We start from the raw sequence: 5,742 nt of genomic DNA, 5'->3' as shown, positions 1-5,742 counted from the left end.
CGAACTAGAACGAGTTGCTTCTTTAACGGGAGATCTAACTCGAGTCGGCTTAGAGAAGAAGGTTAAAAGTGATTTTTGGAAATGGTTTAATCAACGGAAATCGTTGGTTTTTTTATACTATTTCGTCTATTGACTTCCCACGATCATTTGGGTTATAAATGATATTACTTCAAAGATTACACCTCTTGGTAGGTCAATAATATTCTTGGGTAGCTTTCGTATATTTAATCATGGCTATTGAATCTATTGACCTACCAAGAGGTGTAATCTTTGAAGTAATATCATTTATAACCCAAATGATCGTGGGAAGTCTATAGACGAAATAGTATAAAAAAACAAACGATTTCCGTCGATTAAACCATTTACAAAAATCACTTTTAACCTTCTTCTCTAAGCCGACTCGAGTTAGATCTCCCGTTAAAGAAGCAACTTGTTCTAGTTCGGGCAGACTTAATAGTTTATATAAAAGTATAGAAACATAATTTCTATAAAAGAAATAGAGAAACAAAAGAAAGTTCCCATTCCCACCATAGAATATGGCGATGGCCGAAGACGAATGTTCCTATATATCGAAAATATAGATCCCACCACAAAAAGTTTTACAGAAATCTCAGAATAGAGAAACAAAACAAAGTTCAATATTCCCACCGTAGAATATGGCAATGGCCGAAAACGAATATTCCCGTATATCGAAAATATAGATCCCACCACAAAAAGTTTTACAGAATTCTCAGAATAGAGAAACAAAACAAGTTCCCTTCTTCTATCTCACCATGGCGCTACTAATGAATAGAATTGCCCAACGTAATCTAGAAATTATAGCTGCTAGAAATACAAACGCCACCTCCAGCGAGAAACAGAGGCTAACCAAGGCCCACCAAGAGTATAACTCCCAAAGACAAGCTGTAGAAAACGCTCTATTTGAAGAAAATCAATGCCATGCCCAAGAAGCCATCCTGAATGACTGACACGAAAAGCAGAATCACCTCCAACATGAAAGAGTTCAGTTTGAACTAAAATGTCAACAGGAGGATCTCAAAATTGAAGAAGAGAGCTGGGCGTTGCTCTTAACAGAACAAGCTCTGGAGCAGTCCATAATTGACGATGAGCTAGTCGTACAGGAACCGGAAAGTCCGGTATCGCTGATGTGGATGAGTCAACCGGGGGTCGGAACACCGCCGCTCTGCATCGGACAAGTGGAGGCAACTTCGGAAGAAAGTCACCACACGCGGATAAGTACATCCGTAGTTATAATAAAAATAGAACCCAGAATAGAAACCATTTTATCTGAAAGTAGTGCCTTACGCACTACATCCGTAGTTATTGATAATTTGTTACCTACAGTACCCAATTTTAATGTAAATCCAGAATCCATAGGTAGCCAATATAACACTGCAACAATTGAACCCAAAATTAATCTTCCCGTCTCCCAAATCAAACCAAATGCGATCGAAAATATAGACGCAAAATTATTCTCCCATAATGTTGAGTGCAAAAAACCTGTGGAACAGATTTCCACCCTTCCCTCTAATGAGCCAAATTGGGCCGAATTTGATCCAAATAATTTGCCCCAACATAACCTAACCTTCTCACAAAATGTCCCAGCCTTTGTGCAAATTATTACATATCAAACCCGAATTCCCCAATTGTCCAGAATTAAAATAGTACCGTGACATGACGTATCAAATGACTGATACAGTTCTCACCAACCGTTAAATAATGAGGTCCCCAGAATAGATATTAATCCATTAAAATTGCCTAAATATAACGGCAAAAACCTAACACTCCTTTGGAGCTTCCCCAGAGATATTGAATCAGTGATCGCAATTGTACAAGCGATCACGTTGGAAAAATATATATTATTACTAGGTGTATTAAAAATTAAATTAACAACTAATTTAAATTCAAAATGTACAAATCTGAGCGCCTGTACTGTATCATTCGAATTTACACACACGTATATATCGGTAGCGTTCAGATCTGTGTACGTGGAAACCGAATTTAATTAAAACAATAATGAATAGCTTTAAAATATGGAATTTAACCCTTTCATGCCCAAATTAAGATAAAGGGTAAAAAAAAATATTTTGAACTTAAAAGTTGTTTATTTAGACCCATAATAACTGAAAAATATGTATTTTAAAAATTAATTATTTATAATTAATGAAATAAATAATGTGTTAAATTTTGCACATTGGGATTGTAAGGCACAGTAAAGTAAAAAATTTGATTTACTTTTCTAATGGTAGATTTTTTTTTAAACATTAGCATAATAAACCTCTCCAAAATAATAAGTAATTGTAAAAAACTTATAATATAATAGTTTTAATTTTATCTACCATTGTTGACCTATTTTTGATGGTAATCTAAATAACAATTTCTATTTTTTGTAAAGCACAAAGCTACTCTACATTTACTACAAATTATTTTTGACTGGGCATTTACACATTTTTTACATCTTTGAGGATGTTCGATCCATTCTGGCCAATGGGAAATTGAATCTAGTCTTATTGAATCAGCAGGATGGCAACTAACTCTCTTCTTTTGGTGTTTGACTTCAGGTGATTCAGAAGGCCTACCTCTTTTAGTTCGTACACTTGCCATCAAACCAGATGCTACATCTTCTTTGAATTCAAGCAGAGAAAGAGTTTTTGCACGGTTTACAGGTAGCACTCGACGATACAATAACCAAGCATTTACTACACTCATATCTAGCAAGTAGAAAAATATGCGCATGTACCATTTCTTAGATTTGAAGTCAATTCTGTACAATTCAATCAACATATCCGAAAGATCAACTCCTCCCATGAATTTATTGTATTCCTTCACTGCTAATGGTCTTGTAACTTCAATTCTTTGATTCCTTTTTCTATCCCATCTCTTACATACGTCTGTGGGTTCAATCCCTGCATAATTTGATAAAAGATGGACAGCTTTGTTGTCATACCACTTTATCGCAATTGTTTGACTATTTTGTTCAACACTGAAGTCATAACTTCCCCTTCCCTCTTTTTTCAAATATTTTTCTTCTTTTAGCTTGATGCCTTTGAGCCTGTTTGACCTAACAGTAGAGAGACATAATATTCCCCGATCATTTAGTGCTTCCACCAGAGGAAGAGAAGAAAACCAATTGTCAAAGAATAATTTATAATTCTTATTCCTTGGAACATCTTCAGATAACTTTATGACATAAGCTGAGGACACTCCAATGTTTTCTGAATCCTCAATGCAACCTTTTCCTGTATAAATCAAAAAATCATAAATAAAACCACTTGCTCCTGCTCTAGATATGACTTTATAACCCCATTTGTGAGGTTTCATTGGGTTGTACTGCTTCAGTGCAGAGTGGGCTTTAGTTGGAATGATCTGTTCATCGATAGCTTGATGTTCTTCCTGAGGTATTTTGCGACAATTATTTCTAATGGCTTCAATGACTGGACGAGTTTTGTGCAACTTGTCATGTTCTGGATGATCCCTTGGTTTGAGTAACGCATTGTTATTGAAATGTAGAAAGGATTTTATTTCTTCAAATCGGTTACGACTCATTGAGTCTGCAATTTGATTATATCGAGATGAATTTTTCCAAAAATAACGATAACTTGGTGTATGAACTATTCCAAATTTCATTAAAATTCCTAAGTAAGTTTTTAGTTCTACTAGCTCTAATTTCAATTCCTTTCCTTTGGACTGTAGTGCATAAATATTTGTTTGTTCCACAATGTGTTTCATGGTATTCTCATCAAATATAAGTAAGAAGAACTCAAGAGGAGTAAAATTGTTCCAAGAGTCATCAAAAGTCTGTTTGTCTTTCCATGAAGTATCTTCCGGCTGATCAAATTTGCTTTTACGCCAGCGTGAAGTTCTTTGCATTTCAGGCCTTTCTCTACAATTAGGAAAAAGAGATGCGAGAGGAACATCCTCTTCATCACTTATGGAGTTATCTTCAATTTCTACCTGCGATGATGCTACTAAGTTCTGAATTAAATGTTCTGCTTCCTCATTTTCAAAGTTATTATCAAGTTTTTGTAAAGAATAAGTAGCAGTTTCAAGAGCTAAATCATCATCTTCTTCATTTTCATCCTCTGAATCCTCCCCACTTGGACAAAGAATTATTTTCAAAATTGAAGCTATATCCATAGATTTCTTATTGTTTCTAAAATTAGAACGTTCATCGTTTTGTCTGCTTGTTGAAGGAATTTGTTTTGCTTGGTCCTCCATACTGTAAAAATATTGATTATATAGTCATATCATCTATCCATATTATATATGACTAAATAATATATATCAATCAGGATATATGGATAAAAAGCCTATTTTACACACCCACATATACATATATAGTGGGTTTCCACTACAGAAATATAAAAATTAGTTGAATAAGTCCTATGAAGATATTTCAAAATACTAAAATTCGTAATTATTTATATTATTTACTCCTATCAAAATAAAAACAATGGCTGGCTGACCATTACTGAGTTTCAGTACTGTACTGTACCCAATGTGTAATATTTCACACATCCTTTCTAAACACTCGATTTATCCATATAAATATATATAAAATGGTTTATAATTATATTGCTATCTATAAATGTGTCTTTGCTGTAGCCTTTGACATGTTTATATCAACTATGAAAATAAAACGTATATTTTTATATAATATTATAAAAAAAGGTATTTAGCCACACCTACCTGCTGCGAGAGAGAGGAACGAAACGCCTACTTTCGACTAAGTTGACATGCTTACTAACGTCTGAATGCATTTTTTGTTTGTTTTAGCGCAATTTTTTCACTCAGCTGAATCAGTAGATGCAAAAATGACCCTTATAACCCTATAAATAAGGTCTAAAATTGCTTCCAAAGTTAACGATGAAAATTTCACACACTGGGCATGAAAGGGCTAAAGCAAACAAAAAATTCATAAAGGTTCTGGGATGGAATGAACGCTGCCTTGAATTACACATGGTCGCGCGCGACAGCTTCCTTAAATGTAAAGAAAATTTTAAATGTCGGTATGGCATTCATTACGAAAAAATGAAAAAATCTCGGACGAATTTTAAAAAAGCATTAAAATTCTGTAAAGAAACTGAAATTAAAATTAAAAAAGAAAAATTATTGAAATCATATGCAAAAAATAATAAATCTGACTTTTGTAAAGATATAAAAACGCTTAAAAAACAAATAAAGAAATATTTAATGTAGTTGATGGAAAAACCGATAAAAATGAAATTTTAAATATATTTAAAAATAAATATAAAACAATATTGGATGATCCACTATCTCAAACAACACCTAAAACATATGATAATATATTGAAAAAAATTAATAATATAACATATATAAACAACTGTAAATTTTATAGTTGAGATATCAATTTTGCAATAAACAAACTAAAAGATGGTATTGGTTTTGATTTAGTTCATTCTCAGCATTTAAATAATGTCAATAATACATATAAAGAATTTATTGCAAAGCTCTTCTCTGCATTTGTTTGTCATGGTTACTTACCGGAAAAAATGTTATACAGAGAAATTAGACCATTGATTAAAAATTATTACATTATTAAAAATAATAAATGTGAATCAAATAACTTCCGCCCAGTTATGGTATCATCTAATATGCTCAAATTGTTCGAATATTGCTTGCTTCCAAGAATGAATTGACACCTAAAGTTAGACCAGCATCAATTCGGATATAGAAAAAATATGGGATGTCTAAATGTAGTTTCCGTATTAAAAGAAACCA

Annotated in this window: 3 protein-coding genes; 2 read left to right on the top strand and 1 reads right to left on the bottom strand. The window is 32.9% G+C overall.

Translation table 11 applies throughout. The features are described from left to right. Positions 1 to 1,061 precede the first annotated feature (1,061 nt). Positions 1,062 to 1,673: a hypothetical protein gene (locus tag V5787_RS02020; RefSeq protein WP_336891618.1), complete on the top strand. Its 612-nt coding sequence runs from the start codon at positions 1,062 to 1,064 to the stop codon at positions 1,671 to 1,673. 676 nt (positions 1,674 to 2,349) lie between these two features. Here V5787_RS02020 and V5787_RS02015 read toward each other — a convergent pair. Then, positions 2,350 to 4,218 (bottom strand): transposase, encoded by a 1,869-nt coding sequence (locus tag V5787_RS02015; protein ID WP_336891617.1) that lies wholly within the window; start codon positions 4,216 to 4,218, stop codon positions 2,350 to 2,352. Between the two features lie 648 nt (positions 4,219 to 4,866). On the opposite strand from V5787_RS02015, the gene V5787_RS02010 reads away from it, so the two are divergent. Continuing rightward, positions 4,867 to 5,199, top strand: coding sequence for a hypothetical protein (locus V5787_RS02010; protein ID WP_336891616.1), 333 nt, complete (start codon positions 4,867 to 4,869; stop codon positions 5,197 to 5,199). Positions 5,200 to 5,742 lie beyond the last annotated feature (543 nt).

The organism is Flavicella sp., from assembly GCF_037132785.1.
Lineage (GTDB): Bacteria > Bacteroidota > Bacteroidia > Flavobacteriales > Flavobacteriaceae > Flavicella.
The sequence above is the reverse complement of the archived record's forward strand: the minus strand, read 5'-3'. Positions and strand labels throughout refer to the sequence as shown.

Excerpts from the sequence above, each read along its gene's own strand:
- V5787_RS02015 (WP_336891617.1), bottom strand. The coding sequence starts at position 4,218 with ATGGAGGACCAAGCAAAACAAATTCCTTCAACAAGCAGACAAAACGAT.
- V5787_RS02010 (WP_336891616.1), top strand. The coding sequence starts at position 4,867 with ATGAAAATTTCACACACTGGGCATGAAAGGGCTAAAGCAAACAAAAAA.